Source organism: Chthoniobacterales bacterium (assembly GCA_018883245.1).
Classification (GTDB): Bacteria; Verrucomicrobiota; Verrucomicrobiia; order Chthoniobacterales; family JACTMZ01; genus JACTMZ01.
On record VEQL01000010.1, the window covers coordinates 46,144 to 68,277 of the forward strand.

The following is a 22,134-nucleotide window of genomic DNA, read 5'->3' on the forward strand; positions in this document are numbered from 1 at the left end:
CCCGGGCTCCGCGCCGGTCAACCCTGAAGCGCGATGCTGGGCGAAAGGCGCGAGCTTCTCCAGGCCGGATAGAGTCCACTCAAGATCCCAACCGCGACCGCGATAAGAACCGCGCGGATGGCCAGCGCCCACCCGAGATCCGGCTCCAGCAGACCGCGCACGCCCGGAAACTGGACCAGCAGCGTGACAGTGAGCGCACCGAGCAAGACGCCAACGACGCCGCCGAGGAACCCCATGGCAGCCGATTCGCAGAGAATCAGCGACATGATGCGGGAGCGCCGCCACCCGAGGGCCAAGAGAATACCGATCTCGTGTTTGCGCTCGAACACGCTCATCAGCATCGTGTTCATCACGCCGAGAATCCCCACGGCCACGGCGAGCAGAGACGTGCTCCAACTCATGGCGCGTGCCACGCGGAAGCCCTGGCTTGTTCCAACCACGTCGCGGGCGCGGACCGCCCGGAGACCGGGATTTTCCTTCTCGATTGCGGAGCAAAGGGCCGCAGTGTCATCGGGGCCGAGATCCGGAACCGTCCGGACATTCACGAAATTGACGCGCCCTTCGTAGCCCGAGACCTCCTGGAACAACGGCAGGGACATGACAATCGCGCCGTTTTCCACGACGGATCGGCCATCGACGATCCCGGCAATTTCGAACTCGCCGTTCTCGATCTGAATCTTGTCGCCGGGCTTTTTGCGGAGCACCTCGGCGGCCAGCGTGCCGAGAACGACAGACCTCTCCGTGGCATCACCGGGAAGCCGTCCCCCGACGAGACGGAACTGGTTCCATGTGAACCCGCCCCACTCACGTCCGGAAACCACCATCATCGGGGCGTCCTCGACGCTGAGCATCTGCATGAGCGTGCAGTTCGCATCGGCAACCCCGGACATTTTGCGGATCCGGCCGGCAACGGATTGGTCGAACGCTTTGGGCATGATCCCGCCCTGCATGTTGCTGACGATGATGTCGATCCCGACAACCTCGAGTTGATCGACGACACTTTTCTCGTAACCCGAAGCCATGCCGACGAGAGCCACCACCGCCCCGATACCGACAGCGATACCCAGCACGGTTAGACCGGTTCGCACGGGACGGCGCCAGAGACCGCGAAAAATGACGTGCAGAAAACTCATGGCGTCCCGCTCGCGTCGGAAACAATGCGTCCGTCCTTCATGCGCAATACGCGCTGCGCGTGGCTCGCAATCTCCAGATCGTGGGTCACGAGAACGAGGGTGGCGCGATGCTCCTGCTGCAAGCGGATAAGAAGTTCCATGATGTGTGCCGAGTTTTTGCTGTCGAGGTTACCGGTCGGCTCGTCTGCGAGGAGAATGGAGGGCCGGTTGACCAAGCTGCGCGCGATGGCTGCGCGCTGGCGTTCCCCCCCGGATAACTTGACCGGCAAATGATCCATTCGATGACCGAGGCCCACGGATTCAAGCAACTCGGCAGCGCGCTTTCTGCGCTCGCACCGCGGGATGGTCAGCCCAAATGTCGGAATCTGCACATTTTCCTCGATGGTGAATGTCGGAAGGAGGTGGAACGACTGGAAAATGAAGCCTATCTCGCGGGCTCGGTAGGCCGCCGGATCCTGCAACTCCTGGAGCGAACGTCCGCGGTAGCGCAGGACGCCGCCGCTCGGTGCATCAAGAAGGCCGAGAATGTTCAGGAGCGTGGTCTTCCCGCACCCGCTGGGCCCGACGATCGAAACAAACTCCCCATCACGAATGCTGAAATCCAAACCCTGCAAGGCGGGCACCCGGCCGTCGTCATACTCCTTGGCCAGACCCGCCGCCTCGAAGAGGACGCCGTTGGAATCAGTCGCGGGCATCAGGCATGGCCGGTCAGGCGGCCGGGGAAACGTTCCACTGGCTGCCCACACGCGGATCGGCGAGGCACTTGAAAAGATCGGCGAAGGCCGCGCGATAGTTGGGAAAAGGGACGGTGTCGCCTTCGTCCGTCGGAACGATCAAATGCGTGTTGTTCGGCAACTCGTGGTAAGGCAGCGAACCCTTCACATGATGCACGCCGTGCAGAGGCTGGTGAAGAAGGCTCACGGAGACGAATTTGCCTTTCCAGTCCAAGTTGAGGATGCTGCGCGTCGCGCTCCGCCCCGTGTTGCCGCACAACCCGACGTGCTCGATGTATTTGCGCCAGCTCTGCATGTTGCCGGCTATGAAAGCCGGTATGAAATAAAGCACGAGGAACCAGATCCACGCGTCAAACCGCGCGACGAACCACAAGACAGCGGTCCAGAACACAACCATGAGCCAGAACTCGAGCCAGATGCGGCGGCGCGCCCGACGGTTCGTGATCGGCGAGTTGGGGACGAAGAAAAAACGCCAGAACAACCACGGCGTGTAAAAGAAGCCGAAGTTAAGCTCGAGAAAGGCGGCGAGGCGCCGCCACCAGAGCGGCTGCTTCGGATCCACAAACGGCCAAAGCTCCACATCCTTCACCGTGGCGACGTTGACATGGTGCTGCTGGTGCAGCACGCGGTAGAGGGTGAGCGAACTGAGACTGCAAGCAGCTACCAAAAGACCGTCGAACTCGTTCCAAACCCTGTTCTTCCGCAGGATCCCGTGAGCCGCCTCGTGGAAAGCGAGCAGCATCGCATGCATCAGGTGGCTGGAAAGAAGCACAAGGGGCACAAGCGGCAGCCACCAGCGGTAATAAAGACAGACGATCATCGCGGCGGCCGTAAGGTAATAGGCCGCGGAGACAATGGTGAACGACGCACGGTTGGCCCAGGGCTCCCACCCACCTGTTTCAGTTTGTCGGCTCATGTCATGCACACGCTTTCGACTTGTTGCACCTGTCAGCGGCAGACTTCCGACAGCACCGCACGGAACAGACGGTCCAATTCCTCCATATCCGAACGGGTGGCGGCTGATGGTCGCCTCAGCCAGGTAAGGATGATCCGTTTGCCATCCTCCGTCAGATCGCACCCGATGTCAAAACGCGACGTGCCGCTCGAAAGGCTGCGCAGGCTGGAACTCATTCCGGGTATCTCGATACCCGGGAACGGGTGGTTGTGCACGCCGAAGCGCACGTCATAGACCGAATGACGGGCCCGCGGCGCGTCATTCTCCACTGCCGCGGCCAACTCGACGAACGGCATGGCCCGCGCAAAATCCTCGACGACTTGGTTGTGAAGATTCTTCAGGGTCCGGTTGAAGGGTGCACCGGAGTCGATGATGCTTCGCAGGGGAACATTCGCCGAAAAATATCCCATGGTCTCGCGAAGCGAAGTCTTTGCGCGTCCGGCAACGGGGGCACCGACCACCACATCGTTCGCGCCTTTCCATCGGTGCAAGGCCAGACGGAATGCGGCGAGAAGCGTGCTGAAAAGCGTCACCCCTTCGCGACGGGCGGTCGCGCGCGCCGGCTCCGCCAGGTCAGCCGGAAGGCTGGTGTCCCACTTCTCCAATTGATCGGATACCGCGCCGGCGACGTCGAACAAGGGACGGCTGCCGCCCAACCGCGAACGCCAATAGTCCGCATGCCCGGAAATTTCGCCGGGCTGCCAGCGGGCGCGTTCGCCTGCACCCCACGCGGAATAAGTCACCGGCAAAGGCGGCAGCGAATCACGCATGCCGCTGAGGCGCGACATATCTTTGCCGGAGGCGCGCCAGAGACTGATGCAAGCGGTGTAGAGGTCCTCAACGAAACTCGTCACCGACCAGCCGTCGGCGATGGCATGGTGGATCGTGAGACCCAGCGCGTTGTGATCGGGACCGCGCCGCACCATTTGCAGACGGTAAAGCGGACCACGCAGAAGATCGAAGGGACGGCGAAACCCTTCCTCCATCGAAGCGATGATTTCCTCGTCGCCGGCGGACGGGTCGTCGATTTCGCGATATTCGATCGCCGGCTCCGCCTGCGCGCGGATCATTTGCAAAGGGCGGTCCTTGCCGGGAAGAAAAGACGTCCGCATGACCTCCTGCCTCGCAACCACCATGCACAAGGCCTCGCGGCACATGTCGAAAGTGAGCGGACCGGTGAGGTCGATGAACGAACGGATGTGGTTCGACGGGTCCCCGGGCGCGACCGGTGAAGTCTCCCATAACTCGCGCTGGGGGAACGTCATCGGCACAAGCCGCACCTGACCGCTCGCCACCAAATCCTGCAACTTCGACTTGAGGTCTTTCTGCATGACCGAAGGTCAAGCCGCACCAACGGGTCTGGCTTCTTTGCCATCCCTCGCACGATCTGCGGGCTGAACATCGCCCAGATCGACGTCCGCCAAGGCATCGAGATCGACCTCCTCGAGCGACACCTCCTCGACAGCAGCCGGGGCCGCAGCCGCCGGATTTTGTTCACCACCGAGATGACCATGAATAAGAGAGGCGATCTGACCAATCGTGCGGGCACGCATCAAACTCGTGGGAGGCAAGGCCACGCCTATTGAAGCCTCGATGAGATTTTCGATCTCCACGCCCATGAGCGAATCCAGTCCGAGATCGGTCAAAGGTTGATCCGGGCGCAGGGAATCCGGTTTGACGCGCAGAACGGAGCCGACAACTTCCTGCAGAGCCTGCACGATGACCGCCTCCTTGGCGTCAGCAGGCGCCGCCTCGATGCGCAGCCGCCAGTCTCCGGTCTTACCCGCGGATTCCTCGAGTTCCACGCCCGCGGCGAAGATGCGCTCGAGCAAACGGTTCTCCTGCAATCCGCGAAAAGCCTGTCTCCATTTGGCCCAATCGACCCGCATCGCCGCGGCCTGGGTGGCATCCGCGTCGAGAAACGACTCGAGAATGGATGTGACTTCCGATGGTTCGAGAGCCGCCGTTCCTTGGCGGAGGAGATACTCCGCGACTTTCTCGTTGCGAGCCACATAACCGTCTCCGCCGAGAACACCCCAGTTCACAGCCAAGGCAGGCAGTCCCAATGAACGCCTGTGGTGCGCCAGGGAATCAAGAAATGCATTGGCCGCCGCGTAATTCCCCTGGCCCGGATTCCCAAAAACGCTGGAGGCCGAGGAAAAAAGGACGAACGCGTCGAGGTCGAGGGATTTTGTTTCTTCGTGGAGATGCAGGGCACCGAGCGCCTTGGGCTGCAGGACGGTTGCGAATCTCTCGGGCGTGAGTTCGGATAGCGGCGCATCGTCGATCGCCATTGCGAGATGGAACACACCTTTGAGAGGCCGTTTCGTAGCGCGTATTTCGGAGAACGCGCGCCTCGTGTCTTCCGCGGAACCGGCATCGGCTTTGACCGCGAGAACCGTGACCCCCGCGGCTTCCAGTTCCGCGACAAATTCTTTTGCACCGTCGGTATCGATTCCCCGGCGACCGGCGAGCACAAGATGGCGCGCGCCGCGCGTGGCCAGCCATCGAGCGAGAACTTTTCCGAAGCCCCCGAATCCCCCCGTGACAAGGTAGGTTGCGTCCGGATCCACCGCGAACGGCGCATGCGGCTCCGCGCCACGCCGCAGGAGGAACGGTTCGGCAAACGCGAGAAGCACTTTGCCGGTATGCTTGCCCGCAGCCATGAGACGAAAAGCAGCATCGGCACGGCACGCCGGGAACGAGCGGTAGGGAAGCGGCCGCAGAGCCCCCTGCTCCATCAATCCGGCAATCTCGGCCAGAAGTTCGCGAGTCAGCTCCTCGTCGCCCGCAAAAACCGCATCCATGGCAACAACGTGGAAGGAGACGTTGCGCCGCATGTGCCACAGCGGAAGCTTCGAGTTCTGGTAAATGTCGCGTTTGCCGATCTCGATGAAGCGACCGAACTCCGCGAGGCAGGAAAGGCCCATGGGTATCGCCTCGCCCGCAAGGGCGTTGAGCACCACATCGACACCCTTCCCGCCGGTCAGCTCCATCACGCGCTCGGCAAAATCCCCGCGCCGCGAATCCACGACATGATCGACTCCGAGAGTGGAAAGAAGAGAGCGCTTCGCTTGGCTTCCCGCGGAAGCAATCACCTTCGCGCCGAGGTGGCGCGCGATCTGGATCGCGGCCATGCCGACGCCACCGGCGCCCGAGTGGACCAAGACCGTCTCACCTTTGCGGAGGCGGGCGACGTTTTTCAGCGAGTGCCATGCCGTCATGAACACAACAGGCACCGTCGCGGCCTCCTCGAACGTCACGCCCTCCGGTATGCAACGCACGTCCGCGGCACGTGCGAGGGTGTGCGTGGCAAGACCGAACACCGCAAGGCCGAAAACACGGTCGCCGACTTTCACGTGCCCGACCCCGTCGCCGACGGCAACAATCTCGCCGCCCACTTCATCACCGAACATCCGCGCGTCGGCCGTTTCCGCCGGGTAAAGGCCGAGAGCTTTGAGCACATCGCGAAAGTTCAAGGCGGCAGCCTTCACGCGGATCAGCACCTCGCCCGGACCGGGCGCCGGCATGGCAAAAGCCGTGAACTTCAAACTGTCGAGACTGCCGCGCTCGCGCGACTCAAGCCGCATCGGGACATCTGCGCCCAGCGTTTTGTCCCGCAGGGGCAAACCCCGCGCGAGTCTCTGCACGTAGCGCGCTTCGCCACGCAAGGCCACCTCGCGCTCTGCGTCTTTGCGCTGAAGTTCCGACCACAGCATCTCGCCGTCGCCGGCGCGAGCCACGGGCGGAAGGTCGATCGCATGACTGGTTATCGAAGGATGCTCGCTCAGAAAAACGCGGAACAGCCCGATGCAAGCCCCCGCGGCGGGGGAAACATCCGCCGGGTCACGCCCTGCCGGCTGCGCCCCGCGCGTGACAAGATCCAGCCTTACCTTTCCGTGCGGAGCGAATATTTCGAGGGCATGCGCGAGGTGCAAAAATGCGTCCGTTCCCATCAGGGCGTCCGTTGAATCCCCGGCATCGAGGCTCCAAAAATAAACAAAGCGCTGCGGCCGGTCGGCCGAGGACCAATCGTCGATCAACCGGCGCCAATTTTCCGGAGCATCAGGCTGCACGATGCTCGTATCGGCATCGGCCGAGGCAAATGTCTCCCCCCGCTTCACAACACGGCACCGCGCCCCGCACTCACGCAATCGCACGGCCAGTGCGTCGCCGAAACCATGGTCATCGGCGAAAACAACCCACGACTTCTCGTCCAACTCCGCGGCTTGCGACAGCTCCGGTTTCGGCGCTGCCCAAGCCTTGCGGGCGAGCACGCCGATTTGCCCTTCGCCACCCTCGGGATCGCGCATGCCGGGAAGGCTGGCCACCTCGGAGAATCCGCAATCACGAAGCACCTCCTCCCACTGCTGCCGGGAGAGCAAAGGGTGCTCGGGCCGAAGATCACTGTCCTTGAGATTCCACCATCCGCTGGTGAGACCGAAGATCGATTCGGTCCACAGACGCGGAGATGCCACATCCATGAAAGCAAGCGTGCCGCCCGGGGCGAGAAGACCGTGAAGATTCCGCAGGGCCGACCGCAAATCGGCGGCGGCGTGCAGAACGTTGGTTCCGACAATGAAATCGAATGTGCCGTCTTCGAAGTCCTGCTCGGCCGGACTGCGGTCGAGGTTGTAAATCCGGTATTCGACCTCGGGAAATGCCGCGAGTTTTTGCTGGGCTGCGCTGAAGAATCCCGTCGAAACGTCGGAAAATACGTAGGTGTGCAAGCCGCGCTCGAGTTGCGAGAGCACATGGGAAGCAAGCCCGGCTGTGCCCGCGCCAACTTCCAAAATGCGCAGGCCGCGACCTTCCGGCAGCGAGTCTGCCGCCCTGCGCACGGCCGCACCGATCGCCGCCAGCCAGTGACTGGCATACAAACCGTCGCCGTAAAACTGCTCCAGCCAATCCGTGCCCGCACCGGCAAAAAGCACCTGCACCGCATCCTTCTCACCGCGCATGATGGAACCGAATTCGGCCCCGGTTGCCGCGCACAACAAACCTTCGGAGGTGTGTCCCGGAACTCGCGCCAGAAAATCACGCAAAAGGTGCGGCGCGGAGTCCGCAACCCGGCCAAAACTTTCCCTCGTCCGCCACGATTCGCCTTGGCACTCCTCCAGCAGTCCGCGTTTGGCCAGTTTGGCGGCAAGCCGCTGGAAGACCCTGCGCATGCCGGGCGCGACGCGCAGCGAATCCGCGGTGAATGACCCGCCATTGACACCCATGCCGCGAAGGCCCGCGGCAACTTGCGCGGCGGCGACTGCATCTTCCTCCACCATCACGGCCTCCAGGCGTTCTTTGCCGCGAAGGTCCAGCACCGCATCGAGCGCTGATGCCGCGGACTCATGCAGCGCAGCCAAAGGCAACGGCGGCTGTGCAACCGGCGTGCTGTCCGCAGCGCACCTTTCCCAGTCCACGTGATAGACAAGCTCCCTCCCCTCGCCCGTGGGAGAGCCCGCACGCCGGGCCGAACTGAGCGCGACCGCACGAAAACCGTCCGCCAAAACACAGGGCGCGCCATCGGTGTCATAGACACCAATCCGCCCTTCCGTCAGTTCGTCGTTGCAATTGAGCACGCGGGCCCGAACACGGCAGGCAGCGCCGGGCGGACGCAAATAAAGGATGCGGGAGAAGCGGACCGGCAGCTTCAGCTTGACGCCGCGACTTTCAACCGTGCGGGCACCCGCGGAAAAAACGTGGAGCGCGCCGTCCATGATGACGGGATGCAGGGCATATTCCGCCGCCCGCTGCGCGGCGACCTCGGAAAGCGTGACGAGCCCCGCGGACTCTCCGTTGCGGGCGAACAACTCGCGGGCGGCGCGGAATTCGGGGCCGTAGCGCAACCCGCGGTTGCGTTTGTGCTCGTAGTGCTCGTCGATGTCCGCCGGATCGAGTTCCCCTTCCGGCCCGCGCCAGCGCGTGGCTTCGAATGAAGATTCCACCCTCTCGGCGCGCAGCGAGCCGACAACGTGCACCGACCAAGTCGTCGAGGGCTCGAAGCGGCTTTGGATTGTGAAGGAGCGCTCGGCCGGATCATAGGACAGTTCCATGACGAGTGTTTCGACGGCTTCGGGCAAAATGAGCGGCTTGCGGATTTCGAAGTCCTCGATGGCAAAGGGCCGCCCCTCGAACAACTGGACACCGGCTTCGAGAACCATGGCGATGAAGCCGGCTGCAGGAAACACGATATGATTGTCCACGCGGTGATCGCGCAGGTAGGCCATGTGGCGTTCGTCAAGACGGGCGCTCCAAGTCGGAAGCGATCGGGGCAGGCGCGCGTCGAGCAGCCCCCGGCCACCGGGAGCGAGCCGGCTGCTGCGCACGTCCGAAGACTCGTGCCACCAGCGCTCTTTTTTCCACGGGTAGGAAGGCAGCACCAGCTGGGTCCGCGACGGGATCATGGCCGCGAAATCGACGGTCGCACCCAGGTTGTTCATCTCCAGCGCGGCTTCCATCATGGCCTGCTGCTCGCGCTCGCGGCGCGTCGAGGAGACAACCGGGGCTTTGACACCGTTGTCGGCGAGGCACTCTTGGATGGACAGAGCCAGCGCGGGATGCGCGCTGATCTCAAGCCACACGTCCACGCCTTCCTGCGCCATGGACTTCACGGCAGAAACAAAGCGAACAGGATTTCGGATCCCCGAGGCCCAGTAAGACGCGGTGCATTCGCGCCCCGGACACAGAGCGCCCGTCACCGTGCTGAAGAATGGAATCGTGCCATCTTCCGGCTGCAAGCCGGCAAGGGCCTTCTCCAATTCGGCCGCCGCGGGTTGCATGAGTGCGTGGTGGAAGGGGTGCTGCACGCGCACAAAGCGGTTGAAAACACCTCGTGCCTCCAATTCGGCGGCCATTTTTTCGAGGGGCGGCTTGAGCCCCGCGATGGTGAGCGAACGCGGACCGTTGAAAGCCGCGATACTCGCTGCCGGGTCGTGCCGCGAAATAAGTTCGAGGACTTCGTCTTCCGGCAAGCCGACCGCCAGCATGGCACCTTCGTTGCGTGCGCAACCCGACATGAAGCGGGCACGCATGACAATGATGCGCGCCGCCACATCAAGCGAAAGAATCCCCGCGACACAGACCGCCGCCAACTCGCCCACACTGTGTCCGGTGATGAGCGAAGGGGTGATGCCCCAGGATTTCCAGAGTTCCGACAGCGCGATCTGCATGGCGAAAATGGCCGGTTGCCCGACTTCCGTTTCCGCCAAGCGTGTTTCGTTCTCGTCCTTGGCAAGCTCCTCGAGCAAAGAGAACGAGGCGTGCGGCGCCATGGCACGCGCACAAGCCTCCATCGTCTCGCGGAATACTTTCTCCGTGCGCATCAACTCGCGCCCCATGCCCCACCACTGCGGCCCCTGACCGCTCATAACAAACCCCACGCGCGGAGCTTTTTCCGGCTGGGGAGCGAAAGAACTTTTCAATCCGGCGGCGGCGCCGTCCGCCACGAAGGAGCGCAATTCCCCGGAGAGTTCACTCGCCGAGAGAGGGGCCCCAGTGAGCCGGTAGGCATGGTGATTGCGTCGTGCCCCGAGAGTGTAGGCAAGATCGCAAAGCAAATTGCCGCCGCCATTGGACGCGGTTTTCGCATCGATCCAAGCGGCCAATTCGGCAGCCGCCGCCTTGAGCGATTCCTCCGAACGCGCCGAGAGCGTGACCGGCCACGCGCGCTCTGTCGCGATACCGCCGCCATCCAGACGCGGCTGCTTGGGAGGCTCCGAAACAATGACGTGAGCATTGGCCCCGCCAAAACCGAATGAGTTGACCCCCGCGATGCGCTCCGCGTCCGCCCCGCCGGGAAAATCCTCGGTTCGAGTCGGAACCCTCAACTTCGCAGCCCCGAAGTCGATGTGCGGACTGGGCGTGGTGAAGTGAATATTAGCCGGGATCCGGCCGCGATTGACCACCAAGGCGGCCTTGATGAGACCCGCCACACCGGCCGCAGTCTCCAGATGGCCGAGATTCGTTTTGACCGAGCCTATGACAAGAGGCCTTCCGTCCGCGCGCCCCGGGCAAAGGGCGCGGGAGAGGGCATGCGCCTCAATGGGATCACCCACCGCCGTCCCCGTTCCGTGGGCCTCGACGTAGCCGACAGACAAAGGATCGATACCCGCGTCCGCACACGCCTCGCGCACCAGACGCGCTTGTGCTTCCTCGCCCGGAAGCATGATGCCGTTGGTGTGACCGTCCTGGTTCGCGGAAGTGCCGCGTATGATAGCGTAGATCGGGTCGCCGTCTTCAAGGGCTTTGGACAACGGCTTGAGCAAAACCATCCCAGCCCCCTCCCCCCGCACGAATCCGTTGGCCGATGCGTCGAACGCGCGGCAACGTCCGTCGGGTGAAAGCATCGAGGCCTGCGAGAATCCGATGAATCCGTCCGGCGTAATCATGACGGTCACTCCGCCGGCAAGAGCTGCCGCGCACCGTCTCTCGCGCAAATGCTCGCACGCAACATGGACGGCGGTGAGCGCCGAAGAGCACGCCGTATCCATCGCGATGCTCGGCCCGGTCAGGTTGAGGCAGTAGGAAATGCGGTTGGCGGCAATGCTGTGCGCATTGCCGGTGGGCGAATGCGCGCTTATGCCGGTGCGGTCGGACGCCCCGCCTTGGATATTCTGGTAGTCCGTGTGCGAAATACCGGCGAAGACGCCGATGTCCGTGCCGTTGCGTTGGTCCAGCACGATGCCTGCATCCTCGATCGCCTCCCAAGCCGTCTCGAGAAGCAGGCGCTGCTGCGGGTCGATGAACGGCGCCTCGCGCGGAGAAATCCCGAAAAACTGCGGGTCGAACAGGTCGATGCCGTTGATGAAGCCTCCGTGCTTGGCCATCGATTTTCCGGGCAACCCCGGCTGCGGATCGTAAAACCTCGCGATATTCCAGCGATCCGGCGGAATTTCCACCACGGCATCGCGCCCCTCATCGAGAAATTTCCAGAAGTCCTCGACATTGTTCAGCCCCCCGGGAAAACGGAGACCCATGCCGATGATCGCGATTTGTTCCTGTTGCATTTTGTGGGCGCAGCCCGGTCCGGCAGGCCAACCGGGGGCGCCACCGAATCATCAGAACGCCACCGTTTGTATTCTGACACGTTGAAAACCCCGCGATCAAGAACGGCGGCGGTTTGCGGCAGTTTTTTCGCGGGTCAGGGTTCGCGATGCTCCTTGATGAAAGCGGAAAACCACTTGCCGGTGGGTTCGAGCACGCGGTCTTTGGTGCGCGCATCGTAGGAAAACAGGCCGAATTGCCCGGTCCATCCCTCTTTCCACTCGTAGTTGTCCACGAGAGTCCATGGAAAATACCCGCGAACATCGACGCCCGATTCGATGGCCCGGCGCAACTGCGCGATATGCTCCCGGATATATCGGATGCGCTTGCGCTCGCTTTGCGTTCCGAGCCCGTTTTCGGTCACGACGATCGGTTTGCCGTAGCGCGCTTGGACGGTCTTGAGGACGTTGTAAAGGCCCTCGGGCACGATTTCCCATCCGAGCTGCGTGTAATCCGATGACATCTCGCCGTGCCCCCTGCTGAGGAATCTCAAGATGCTGGCATCCTGCGCGTAATAATAGTTCACACCGACGACATCCATGGTGTCGGCCACCATATCGAGATGGTCGAAGTTCTGCCTCTGGACAATGTTGTAAACCAGCGCCGTCGGATCCTGCAGACGGTTGCGCCTCCAATCCGGCAACGAGTAGATGCCCATGATGACAGCGTCGGGACGCTCGCGGCGCACGATCCCGGCGGCCTCGCGGAACATGTCGGCCGAAACTTTCATCGCCTTTTTGTAGGCAAACGGACGAAGCAGCAATCCGGGCGGCCAGTGACCCGCGATCCATCCCAGCTGCAGCGCCCCGTTGGGTTCGTTCTGCGGCACGTAAATACGGACGTAGGGAGCCATCGCTTTCGCCACGCGCGTCACGTGCGCACGCCAGGCCTCGCGCACATCGGGATGCAGGAAGTTCGATTGCCCCTTGCGTTTGCTGTCATAGAGCCAGTCGGGGAACGTGAAGTGCCAGAGCGTGACCACCGGCTCGATTCCGGCGGCACGGAGATCACGCGCCATGCGGACATAGCGTGCAAGCGCCCGCTCGTTGACCACGCCGGGTTTCGGCTCGATGCGGGCCCATTCGACGCCGAATCGGAAATGCGAGACCCCGAGTTGTTTGAGCGCCACGAGGTCTCGGTCGAAGCGCGACCAAGAGAAGACCGCGTCGTCCCCGCGCACAGGCGCATGCCCTTCCTTCCCGAAAACATCCCAGTCGGTCTGGAAATAAAAAGGTGAACCGGGCGGCTCGCCACGATCCTCGTTCTGGAAGCTGGCAGTGGATGTCCCCCACCAGAATTTTTCCTTCGGCAGCTTCTTGGTCACCGCGGGCGCGGAGGGCGGACGATAGGCCGGCGGCGGGGTCACGCAACCCGCGACAAAAAAAGCCGCGCCGAGCGTCATGCCGATGCGGAGCGCTTGCCACATGGCGCGGAGCATATTTAAGTCGGGTCATGACCGCAATACGCCGTGCTGGGATTCTTGCAGCCGCCTTTGCGGGGCTCGCCGCTCTGCCACTGCACGCCTCCAACCAGCCCGGTATACCGGACCAGCTCGAAATGAAGGACGGACGCTCGCTGCGCGGAATGATCCTCAAGAACAGCGCCGACTCGGTGCTGTTCCAAACCCGGGATGGCGAGGTCGTGATCCCCAAATCATCCATCCGGCGCATCCGCGAAGAAGCTGACCAGGACGTGTATCTCGCCCAGGTGACAGGTCGGGGAAAGCTTCCGTCCTGGCAAGCGATCGTCCACGACTTCCGCGACCACGACACCGTCTGGCGCGTCGAACTCATTCCCCCGGTCGCAGTCCAGTCGGGGGAATTCAAAAACATCCCCTACACGTCGTTCCTCGTGAACAAGCAGGGCCGCATGAACATCTACGGCGATCCCGACAATCCGGTCGCCATCGAATTCGGGATTTACGGAAAACGCGGACGCAGCAGCAGATACCACCAGATTGTCCGCGAATTCCTGGCCGGTCATCTTTACAGCCGCAAGGAAATCGCCGCGCTCTACTCGCTTTCGCTTGCCGGCGACACCCACCGGGCGGGGAATCTCGCCTTCAAAATCACACCTCCCACCGCTCCCGGCGCAAACGGCGGATGGTGGATCGCCGTCTATGATCCGTCGCGTCTGGCCTCGGCACGCGTGGGAGAAGCGGAATATGCCAAAGTCACCCGCCCGTTCTCCGAGGTGAACAACGCCGACGGCACATTGCGCCAACTCTCGTCGGCACTTTGGGACAACTGGCTGGTTGCGGCCGTGAGGCAACTTCCCGCCCACATCCCCAAAATCCGCGGATTCTACCGCGACGAGAACGGCGTTTTCCACGTGATGCGTCTTGACCCGCAGGGCACCTGAGCATCGCTCAAAGGTTGCCGTCAAATAGACCCGCCGCAGTTTCCGCGGCTTTTTGCCACAGCGGCCGCCGATCCCACTCCGCCGGCACAATTTCGCGGGCCCCGTCCAGATCACGCTCGAACATCTCGCGCATCCGTTCCCCCGTGGCCGGATCGGCCACCAGCAAGTTCAGCTCGTAATTGCGCGTCATGGAAAGCGGATCGAGGTTGCTCGATCCGACGAGTGTCATCTGCGCGTCGGCAACCGCCGTTTTCGCATGCACCATCATGCCCCGCCACTCGTAGATGCGCACGCCGGCCGCCATCAGACGCGCGTAGCGGCGGCGTGCCGAAGCAGAAGCGAAAGGATGGTTGTTGTTTCCGGGCAAAAGAAATCTCACGCGGACACCGCGGCGTGCCGCGGATTCGACCGCAGCCACTACGGGCTCAGGCGTGACGAGATAGGCGTCGGTGATGTCGAGACTCTGCCGCGCCTCGACAGCAAGCCGGATGTAAATCTCCGCAACATGGTGGGCACCCGGTTGGTCCGCCGCCACCAGACCGCAAGGCATGCCCGGGCAAGATGCGGAATGAACGGCCGGTGCCGGAAGATCCTCCCCGTCCGCACGGCTCCACATGGCATCGAATGCGATTTCAACGTCGCCCACCACACTGCCGCGAACCATCAGTGCCGTGTCGCGCCAGTTGTGCCCCCCTTCATCGTGCCCGGCCCAATTGTCGCTGATGCAAAGTCCGCCCACCACGGCGACCTCGCCGTCCACGACCATGGTTTTACGATGATCACGGTGGCGCAATCGGGGCCACGTTCCCGGCGATAACAGCGAAACGGGACGGAATGAGCGCGCCCTTACGTCCTGCCGCGCAAGTTCCCTCGCCGCCGATCCGCCTTTGACCATCATCGTGCCGATCGGGTCGTAAAGCACCCGGACTTCGACGCCACGGCGGGCCGCAGCACCCATCGCCCCGGCAAACCGGCGGCCGGTGCGGTCACCCGCAAAAATGAAATTTTCGAACCACACCGACTTCCGCGCGCCGGCGATGAGATCGAGCATCACCGGAAATGCCTGGCTGCCGTCCTGGAGGATGCATGCCTCCGACAAAGGTCGCCATGGCGCGGAGGCCCGCCGCGACAGGTCGGTGAGCACGGAGTCGGAAAGCAGCGGCGAGGTTTGCATCTGCGGAGTTCCGCAAAAATCATAAACAGCCCCGCGCATTTGGCCAGAACCGCCCGTTTCCCGGTTTGCCAAAAAAGGCGCGCAAGCTAACCTTCCCGCCGATGCTTACCAGTGTGCGCACCGCCGCCATTCTTTTTGCCGCCGTGGCATGCGCAGGGGCGCAGAGCGCGCCCGGCCCGGCGCAGAGCATGGTGCGCATCGCCACCACAGCGCAGCAACCCGACTACGCGACACCCTGGAATCCGGGCGGCGTCGAACGCGGCGTCGGCTCCGGATTCGTCATCGACGGCGAACGCATCCTCACCAACGCCCACGTGGTCAGCAACGCCACGTTCATTTCCGTCGTCAAAGAGGGCGATCCCACGCTCTGGCCGGCGCGGGTGCTGCATGTCGCGCACGACTGCGACCTCGCGCTGCTCGAGGTTTACGACAAGGCCGCTTTTTTCAACGGCACCAAGGCCCTGCAATTCGGCGGCATCCCCGCGCTTGAATCGACCGTGAGCGTTTACGGCTACCCGATCGGCGGCGACCGGTTGTCCGTCACCCGCGGTATCGTCTCGCGCATCGACTTCCAGCCCTACAGTCACTCCGAAGTCGACAGCCACCTGGCCATCCAGATCGACGCGGCGATCAACCCCGGCAACAGCGGTGGTCCCGTCTTGCAGGACGGCAAGGTCGTCGGCGTCGCCTTCCAAGGCTACAGCGGCGCGGTGGCGCAAAACGTCGGCTACATGATTCCCGTGCCGGTCATCAAAAGATTTCTCAAGGACATCGAGGACGGCTCCTACGACCGATACATGGACCTCGCCGCCACGTATTTCCCGCTCGTGAACCCCGCGCAGCGCGCGGCCCTCGGACTCACGGAACCCGACAACGGCGTCCTCATCGGCAGCGTGTTCGACGGCGGGTCTTCGGACGGAAAATTGCAAAGCGGCGACGTCATTCTCTCGGTGGACGGGCTGAAAGTTTACGCCGACGGCAAGATCGACCTCGAGGGGGAGCGCGTCGAGATGGCCGAGGTTTTCGAGCGCAAATTCAAAGGCGACAAAGTCGCTCTCGAGATCCTGCGCAACGGGCAAAAGCAGAATGTCGAGCTGGTCCTCGCCCGCCCGTGGCCTTTCGACATGCAGGCGCGGTCCTATGACAAACGTCCGCGCTTCGTTCTCATGGGCGGCCTGCTCTTCCAGCCTCTGAGCCGCGACTTTCTCGACGCCAAAAAAGTCTCCGATCTCCGGCTCCGATACTTTTTCGACTTTTTCGTGACGGACAACCTTTACCGCGAACATCCCGAGGTGGTCGTCTTGAGCGAGATTTTGCCCGATCCGGTAAACACCTATTTCATGCCTTTCAAGGGCGGCATCGTGGAGAGCATCAACGGCCGCAAGATCCGCTCGCTGCAGGACGTGGCCCAGGCGCTCGACGAACCCGGGGAATTCCACGTCATCGAACTTCTCGGTGAAGGGCGCCCGATCGTCCTCGACCGCTCGGCACTTCCCGAGGCCGACCGGCGCATCAAAGAGCGCTACAACGTCTCGACCGACCGCAATTTGTGATGAATCCGCTCCGCACAGCCGTCATCGCGCCGCTTCTCGCAGCGCTCGTGCTCAGCTTCGCTCCCGGGACTCAAGCGATGGAAGTTCTTCGGGAAAAATTCGCCGCCGGCACCACGCCCTCCGCCACCCCCGAGTCCGCCGTTTCGCCGTCGCCAGCACCGGGAGCCACCCCCGAGGAACCGGCCCCGCCACCGGCACCTGCCGTGGCAAAACGGCCTCCGGTTGTCCGCGTCAACGTCACCCAGCAGTCCTACAGCTTCAGCCAGCCGTGGCGGAAAAACCAGGCCTCGCAACGCCAGGGACTCGGTGTGGTGCTTCCCGACGGACGTATTCTCGTCACGGCCGGATTGGTGGCCGACCACACTTACATCGAACTGGAAGAACCCGAAACGGCGCGCAAAGAAAAAGCCGAGCTGGCCGCTGTGGATTACGAAACAAATCTCGCCCTTCTTTCGGCCCCCGCCGCCGGGTTCCTGCAGAATATTCCCGGCGCCACTCTGGACGAGTCGGCCGGCGTCGGCAGCCGCGTCGATCTTGTGCAACTCGAAGCCAACGGCGCGCCCGTCAACACCCCTGCGACGCTCACCACCGTGGAAGTCGGCCCCTACGTTCTCGAGGACAGCGCATTTTTGCTCTTCCGCCTCAGCGTTCCGCTGCAGTCACGCGAAAACAGCTTCACTCTTCCGGTTTTCAAGGACGGCGCGCTCGTCGGCTTGGTCATGCGCTACGACCCGCGCACCCAGGCAGCCGACCTCGTGCCTGCCCCCGTCATCGCACGTTTTCTCCAGGTCGCCTCCAAGCAGCCTTACGCGGGATTTCCGCGGGCCGGGCTCACTTTTTCGGACACGCGCGACCCTCAGCTCCGACGCTATGCCAGGCTGAACAATGGAACCGGCGGCGCTTACATCACCAAAGTCCAGTCCGGCTCCCCAGCCGAGGCCGCGGGCCTCAAAGTCGGCGACATTCTTCTCCGCGTGGGCGACAAAACCATCGACCAGGACGGAAACTACGAGGACGCGCGGTTCGGAAAAGTTTCGCTCGCGCACTACGTTTCCACGCTTCTGGAAAGCGGGCAGAAAGTGCCTCTCGCGGTGTGGCGCGACGGTGCCGAGACAAACTTGGAAATCACGCTCGCGCCCCGCGACCGCGAGGCGATGATCAGCCAGCCCTACACCTTCGACCAACCGCCGAAGTTCGTCATCGTCGGCGGCATTGTCTTCACGGAACTCTCCAGGCAGTTCCTGCGCGAATGGGGCCAATCGTGGACGCGGGATGCGCCGCTTCGCCTGCTCTACCTCGACCGCTTCCAAAGCGAACTGCGGGCGGACCGCGGCAAGATCGTATTCATCAGCGGTGTCCTGTCCGGCCCGAACACCGTGGGCTATGAGGACCTCGCCTACGAGATCGTGGATCAAGTCAACGGCCGGCCGGTGCGCAGCCTGGAAGACCTCGCAGCCGCCGTGGACAACCCTCCCGACAAATTCCACCGCATCAAGTTGGCCGAGGACCCGGGCCTCATCATCCTTGATGTCGAGGCAAGCAAGGCCGAGGAGAAACGTATCCGCGACCAATACCGCATTCCGAAACTCCGCCAACTTGGCACGGAGAGCAGCAACAACTAACACGCCCTTACCCATGTCCGATTCCGTCCGAGTCCGATTCGCCCCGTCGCCCACCGGCTTCCTCCATGTCGGCGGCGCGCGCACCGCCCTTTTCAACTGGCTGCACGCCCGCCACACCGGCGGCACCTTTGTGCTGCGCATCGAGGACACCGACCGCGAGAGGCACAACGACGAGGCCGTGCGCGCCATTTACGAGGGACTCCGATGGCTCGGGCTCGATTGGGACGAGGGCGCGGAAAAGGGCGGCGACTACGGCCCTTATTACCAGAGCGAACGCGGACCCACCTACGAGCGCTACCTCAAACTTCTCGAGGACAAAGGCATGGTTTACGAGGACGCCGGCGCCCTCCGTTTCCGATCCCCCCGCGAACCGGTCACAGTCCACGACGAGGTGTGCGGCTCGATCCAGTTCGACCTGTCCAACCCCGGCACGCATCCCGACATGACCATCCGCCGCCCCGACGGCTCCTGGATTTTCCATTTCGTCAACGTGGTCGATGACATCGAGATGAAAATCTCCCACGTCATCCGCGGCGAGGATCACCTTTCCAACACGCCCAAGCATCTCGAACTTTACAAGGCGTTCGGCGCGGAGCCTCCGAAGTTCGCCCACATCCCGCTCATCCTCAATCCCGACGGCGGCAAAATGAGCAAGCGCGACAAAGGTGCCAGCGTGCAAAGCTATATCGAGCAGGGATACGCGCCCGAAGCCGTGCGCAATTACCTTTGCCTGCTCGGTTGGTCGCCCAAAGACAATCGCGAGATCTTGCCGATCGAGGAGACCATCGCGCTTTTCGAACTCAAGAATATCAACCGCCGCAACGCGGGCTTCGACCTCGACAAATGTTTCTGGATGAACGGGCAATACCTCGCCCAGATGCCGTTGGAACGCTTTGCCGAACTCGTCATCCCGTTCGTCGACAAAGCCGGAATTGCCTACGAATCACGCCAGGCGCTGCTGCCGGCACTGGCACTGGTGAAAGAAAAAGTGAAACACCTCACCGATGTGCCATCGTGGATCGAATTTTTCTTCAATGACAACTACGCCTACGACGAGGCTTCGGTGGCGAAGGCCATCCATGCCGACGGCGCGCTCGAGCGACTCCATGTGCTCGGCGACCGCCTTTCGCGCGTGGAACCGTGGACGGCGGACAACATCGAGGCCGCATTCAAGGAACTCGCCGCAACCCTCGGCGTGAAGACCGCCCTGCTTGTGCACCCGGCGCGCGTCGCCGCCACGGGCCGCAGCGTCGGACCAAGCCTCTACCACCTCCTCGAGTTGCTCGGATGCGACCGCGTGCTCGCCCGCTTCAACCGGACACGCGAAAAATTTTCCGCTGCTTAACCACTCGATCCCGCGGCCGCATCGTCCTGCATATACAACACGCCACCAAGCGTAGCGCAGCCCAAGCACAACGCCATGGCAATGAGCCATGGCCATTGCTCTACCACCACGGCACCCATGTTGTGCCACCACGCAGCAATCGCACTCACGTCCCACGGATTCAACTGCCATCCCGCGGAAAACACCGCACCCAACAGCCCCGAAGCAAACGCGCAAAAAAGCGCACCATAGCAACCCACGGCTATCAGCACCCAGGACAGCACAGTCAGCGCTCGCGACCTCATGGGCCGAAACTAATCCCCGGCTGCACCGAAAGAAAAGGTCGAATGTCCATCAACATCCGCTCCGGCACCTGCTCACCAGGCACCAAAAGTTTCCACACATACGCCCCCGACGCCGTATCTGTCGCCGTGATCCGCTGCGGCCGCACCGGTCGCCCGCTCTCCGTAGTCCGCACCCGCACCGCGATCGGCGCCACTCCCACATACTCACCATTGCGCTCCACATAACCATTGCGCGGAATCGTCTGCACCAATACCTCCCGCCAATGCTCCTCATATTCCGGACCCGCTAACGGCTCCGGCCTCGCTACGCACCCCGCCAGCACCACCATCAAAGCGGGGCCAACTCGTGAACAAGAGCGCGATAATATCGCCATGTTATCTTAATATTTTCCGCCCCGGCCTGAGCCCTGCCCCGGGGCCGTTCACTCGCCCTCGGCAGCGCCGCGCCCCGCGTAATCGCAGACTCCGCGTTTCTTCGCCTCGCGGACGAAGGCGAAAAGCTCTTCCGCCCGCGCACCCCACGGGCCGGGCGCCGCCGCCTCGAGGGCCTGGGAAATGTTCAGCCCGGACAAATATAGCAGGCGGAAAGCACGTTTGATCTCGGCCCGCTCCTCGGCCGAAAAACCGGCGCGACGCAACCCTACCGCGTTGATTCCGGCCACATGGTTTTCACCCGTGGCGACGAGGAACGGGGGGATGTCTTTGCTGAACCGGCATCCGCCGCGCACCATGGCGAGCGTTCCGATCCGCATGAACTGGTGAAACACGTTGCCGCCGCCGAGGAAGCATCTGTCCCCGATGTGCACATGCCCGGCCGTCAGCGCGTTGTTGGCCATGATCACCCCGTTGCCGACAACATTGTCGTGGGCAAGATGGCAGCCGGTCATGATGAAATTCCCGTCGCCCACCGTCGTGTCGCCGTTTTCTTTCGTGGCACGGTGGATGGTGACGTATTCGCGGATCGTGTTGCCGCGGCCGATACGGACGCCGGTGTCGCGCCGCGCGGGATCGAAGCCCAGATCCTGCGGGTTCGCGCCGAGGATCGAACCGTGGCCCACCTTTGTCCCATCGCCGAGAACCACGCGGTTCTCGAGGATAACGTAGGCGCCGAGCACGCACCCGGACCCGAGCACCGACCGGGAGCTGACGATGGACCCGGGACCGATCTCGACATCGGCACCCAGCACGGCCCCGTCGGCCACGATCGCGGTGGGATGGATTTTCATAAAAGTCCGTGCTCTTTGAAGCTGAAGTAGGGTTGCGCCCCCTCGCGCTCGCGCCCGATGATGACATGGTCGAGCAGATGAATCTGCAATAATTCCGCCGCTTCGCGGATTCGCCGCGTCAACGCCCGGTCCGCCTCGCTCGGGGCCGGATCGCCCGAGGGGTGATTGTGGACAAGCACGAAAGCATAGGCACCGTGGCTGATGGCCGGTCGGAGGATTTCGCGCGGATGGGCAAGGCTTTCGTTGAGCGTGCCGAGCGAAACTTCTTCGTCATGCACCAGCCTGTGCCGCGTGTCCAACAGCACGATTCGCAGCGACTCCCGGGCAAGGCCCTGCAACTGCGGCGCCATGAATTCGTAAATCTTGTCCGGGGTTGCCAACGGCTCGCTGCGGGCCTTCTGACGCGCGACCCTCTTGCCCAGTTCGAAAGCAGCCTCCAACTCGCAGGCTTTCGCCGGACCGACACCCTTGGCCAGCTTCCGGAGCTGTTTCGCTTTCATCTCCGCCATGCGTCCAAGCGACCCTCCTGCGGCAGCGAGCATATCCGAGGCCACCTCGACGACACCCTTTTCACGCGTGCCGGTGCGCAGAAAAATGGCCAGCAACTCCGCATCGCTCAGCGCCCCCGCCCCGCGATCGATGAGCTTCTCCCGCGGCCGCTCGCTCTCCGGAAGATCCTTGATGGACGGCGATTCCATCCCCCGGAAG

The 22,134-nt window shown here is 62.8% G+C and carries 15 protein-coding genes; 4 read left to right on the forward strand and 11 right to left on the reverse strand.

What is annotated here, in order from left to right:
- Nucleotides 1-17: 17 nt before the first annotated feature.
- The 6 genes from FGM15_05490 to FGM15_05515 form a co-directional block, all read right to left on the reverse strand.
- On the reverse strand, nt 18-1,133 hold the full coding sequence (locus FGM15_05490; protein ID MBU3665316.1) for an ABC transporter permease: 1,116 nt from the start codon (nt 1,131-1,133) through the stop codon (nt 18-20).
- Nucleotides 1,130-1,828 (reverse strand): ABC transporter ATP-binding protein, encoded by a 699-nt coding sequence (locus tag FGM15_05495; protein ID MBU3665317.1) that lies wholly within the window; start codon nt 1,826-1,828, stop codon nt 1,130-1,132. Before FGM15_05495 ends, FGM15_05490 begins: the two co-directional genes overlap by 4 nt.
- A gap of 13 nt (nt 1,829-1,841) precedes the next feature.
- Nucleotides 1,842-2,783 carry a fatty acid desaturase gene (locus FGM15_05500; GenBank protein MBU3665318.1) on the reverse strand — a complete coding sequence of 314 codons (942 nt, stop codon included), beginning with the start codon at nt 2,781-2,783 and terminating at the stop codon, nt 1,842-1,844.
- Between the two features lie 32 nt (nt 2,784-2,815).
- Nucleotides 2,816-4,153, reverse strand: a complete 1,338-nt coding sequence (locus FGM15_05505) for a condensation domain protein (protein MBU3665319.1) — start codon at nt 4,151-4,153, stop codon at nt 2,816-2,818.
- A gap of 9 nt (nt 4,154-4,162) precedes the next feature.
- Nucleotides 4,163-11,824, reverse strand: coding sequence for an SDR family NAD(P)-dependent oxidoreductase (locus FGM15_05510; GenBank protein MBU3665320.1), 7,662 nt, complete (start codon nt 11,822-11,824; stop codon nt 4,163-4,165).
- 134 nt (nt 11,825-11,958) lie between these two features.
- Nucleotides 11,959-13,299: a glycoside hydrolase family 1 protein gene (locus FGM15_05515; GenBank protein ID MBU3665321.1), complete on the reverse strand. Its 1,341-nt coding sequence runs from the start codon at nt 13,297-13,299 to the stop codon at nt 11,959-11,961.
- A 14-nt stretch (nt 13,300-13,313) separates the two neighbouring features.
- Here FGM15_05515 and FGM15_05520 point away from each other — a divergent pair, with 14 nt between their 5' ends.
- On the forward strand, nt 13,314-14,222 hold the full coding sequence (locus tag FGM15_05520; GenBank protein ID MBU3665322.1) for a hypothetical protein: 909 nt from the start codon (nt 13,314-13,316) through the stop codon (nt 14,220-14,222).
- Between the two features lie 7 nt (nt 14,223-14,229).
- On the opposite strand, the gene FGM15_05525 is transcribed toward FGM15_05520, so the two are convergent.
- Complete coding sequence (locus tag FGM15_05525) at nt 14,230-15,435, reverse strand: phosphatidylserine/phosphatidylglycerophosphate/cardiolipin synthase family protein (protein MBU3665323.1); 1,206 nt, start codon at nt 15,433-15,435, stop codon at nt 14,230-14,232.
- Between the two features lie 62 nt (nt 15,436-15,497).
- On the opposite strand from FGM15_05525, the gene FGM15_05530 reads away from it, so the two are divergent.
- The 3 genes from FGM15_05530 to FGM15_05540 are packed head-to-tail and all read left to right on the forward strand — an operon-like array spanning nt 15,498 to nt 19,916.
- Nucleotides 15,498-16,949 (forward strand): trypsin-like serine protease, encoded by a 1,452-nt coding sequence (locus tag FGM15_05530; GenBank protein ID MBU3665324.1) that lies wholly within the window; start codon nt 15,498-15,500, stop codon nt 16,947-16,949.
- On the forward strand, nt 16,949-18,571 hold the full coding sequence (locus tag FGM15_05535) for a PDZ domain-containing protein (protein MBU3665325.1): 1,623 nt from the start codon (nt 16,949-16,951) through the stop codon (nt 18,569-18,571). Before FGM15_05530 ends, FGM15_05535 begins: the two co-directional genes overlap by 1 nt.
- Before the next feature lie 13 nt (nt 18,572-18,584).
- On the forward strand, nt 18,585-19,916 hold the full coding sequence (locus FGM15_05540) for a glutamate--tRNA ligase (protein ID MBU3665326.1): 1,332 nt from the start codon (nt 18,585-18,587) through the stop codon (nt 19,914-19,916).
- Here the strand turns inward: FGM15_05540 and FGM15_05545 are convergent.
- The 4 genes from FGM15_05545 to FGM15_05560 are packed head-to-tail and all read right to left on the reverse strand — an operon-like array spanning nt 19,913 to nt 22,124.
- Entirely contained in the window at nt 19,913-20,200 is a 288-nt protein-coding gene (locus FGM15_05545; GenBank protein MBU3665327.1) for a hypothetical protein, read from the reverse strand. The genes FGM15_05540 and FGM15_05545 overlap by 4 nt on opposite strands.
- The gene (locus FGM15_05550) at nt 20,197-20,574 is read right to left on the reverse strand and encodes a hypothetical protein (GenBank protein ID MBU3665328.1); all 378 of its coding nucleotides are present in this window, start codon (nt 20,572-20,574) and stop codon (nt 20,197-20,199) included. The genes FGM15_05545 and FGM15_05550 overlap by 4 nt, the downstream gene beginning before the upstream one ends.
- A gap of 48 nt (nt 20,575-20,622) precedes the next feature.
- A complete protein-coding gene (gene lpxA, locus FGM15_05555; protein MBU3665329.1) occupies nt 20,623-21,426 on the reverse strand; it encodes an acyl-ACP--UDP-N-acetylglucosamine O-acyltransferase in 804 nt (267 codons plus the stop codon).
- On the reverse strand, nt 21,423-22,124 hold the full coding sequence (locus FGM15_05560; GenBank protein ID MBU3665330.1) for a JAB domain-containing protein: 702 nt from the start codon (nt 22,122-22,124) through the stop codon (nt 21,423-21,425). Before FGM15_05560 ends, lpxA begins: the two co-directional genes overlap by 4 nt.
- Nucleotides 22,125-22,134 lie beyond the last annotated feature (10 nt).